Source organism: Brachybacterium sp. HMSC06H03 (assembly GCF_001807385.1).
GTDB classification, from domain to species: Bacteria; Actinomycetota; Actinomycetes; order Actinomycetales; family Dermabacteraceae; genus Brachybacterium; species Brachybacterium conglomeratum.
In genome coordinates this window covers 1-1,436 of the sequence record NZ_KV788875.1, presented here as the reverse complement: position 1 = coordinate 1,436, position 1,436 = coordinate 1, and the positions used below count along the sequence as shown (strand labels likewise).

The following is a 1,436-nucleotide window of genomic DNA, read 5'->3' as shown; positions in this document are numbered from 1 at the left end:
CGAGCGCGCCGCCCGCGCCGACGAGGCGGCCGCGGTGCGGCGCGGGCTGATGCTCTCCGGCGACGCCTTCGTCACCGCCCCGCTGGCGGATCCGATGCGAGAGCGGTTCCCCGGCGCGCTCAGCGCCGACATGGAGACCACCGCCACCGCCCGCACCGCCGGGGCGCTCGGCGTGCCCTTCGTGGCGCTGCGCGCCGTCTCGGACCTGTGCGGTCCCGCCGCCGGGCAGCAGTTCCACCTCGAGATCGACGTGGTCGCGGAGACCTCGGCCCGGGCCGTCGAGCGCCTCGCCGCCGACCTCGCCGGCTGAGCGAGGCGCTCGGCGCAGGGCTCAGCGCGCGGCCGGGTGCAGCACCTCGCCGCCCTCGACCAGGGCGCGGAGGTTCGCGGCGATCCGCTCGTCGGCGCCGACGGGCCGGCCTCCCGCGCCGTGCGGGGTGATCAGCAGGCGCGGCGCGTCCCACAGCGGGTCGCCCTCCGGGAGCGGCTCGGGCTCGGTGACGTCGAGGCCGGCCGCGCCGAGGGTCCCCGCCTCGAGCGCCTCGCGCAGCGCGACCTGGTCGACGGTCGCGCCGCGGCCGACGTTGACGAGGATCGCGTGGTCCGGCAGCGCGGCGAGCACCTCGCGACCCACGATCCCGGCGGTGCGCTCGGTGGCGGGCAGGATGTTCACCAGCACGTCGGTGTCCGGCAGGGCGGCGGGCACGTCGGTCTCGGCGATCACCTCGACGCCGGCGCGGGTGCCGGCGCTGCGAGCGGCGCCGCGCACCTCGGCGCCGAGGCCCTGCAGCATCGGGGCGAGGGTCTGCCCGATGCTGCCGAAGCCCCAGACCAGCACGCGCGCGCCGAGCAGCGTGGTGAGCCGGCCCTCGGGGTGCAGGGGCTGCAGGCCGCCGAGCTCGTCGCTCCACTCGTGGCGCTCCTGCGCCTCGCGGGCCTCGGGCAGGCGCCGCACGAGCGCGAGCAGCAGGGCGAGCGCGTGCTCGCTGACGGTCCTCGAGTGCAGTCCCGCGCCGGTCGCGACGACGACGTCGTCCGAGAAGCCGGCGGCGAGGATCCCCTCCACCCCGGCGGCGAGGGACTGGACCAGTCGCAGCTGCGGCAGGTCCGCGGCGGCGGAGGCGAGATGGCGGCGGGAGGAGCCCCAGACCACGAGGGCGGCGGCGTCGTGATGGGCGGCGGGGATCTCGGCGCGGGCGTCGACCGCGACCGCATCCCAGCCCTCCGGCAGCGTCGGGTCCAGGGGCATGGTGTCGGGAAGCAGGATCTTCATGCCCCCAGGGTACGGACGGAGCGCATCGCGCCTGCTGGACGCCCTCCGATACCCTTCCCCCATGCGCTTCGGCCCCGCCTCCGCACTGTCCTCCCTGACCGGTCTCACCGGCGGCGCCGCGCGAGCGCTGCGCCGCGCCACCCGCCGGGCGCGTCGCGGGGCG

General features: G+C 77.9%; 1 protein-coding gene and 1 pseudogene. One reads left to right on the top strand and one right to left on the bottom strand.

The features are described 5' to 3' along the window. Window positions 1-310 (top strand): annotated as a pseudogene (locus HMPREF3159_RS11640) (5'-methylthioadenosine/S-adenosylhomocysteine nucleosidase); the annotation flags it as partial. A 21-nt stretch (window positions 311-331) separates the two neighbouring features. On the opposite strand, the gene HMPREF3159_RS11635 reads toward HMPREF3159_RS11640, so the two are convergent. Then, window positions 332-1,273: an NAD(P)-dependent oxidoreductase gene (locus tag HMPREF3159_RS11635; protein WP_070501160.1), complete on the bottom strand. Its 942-nt coding sequence runs from the start codon at window positions 1,271-1,273 to the stop codon at window positions 332-334. Window positions 1,274-1,436: the final 163 nt, after the last annotated feature.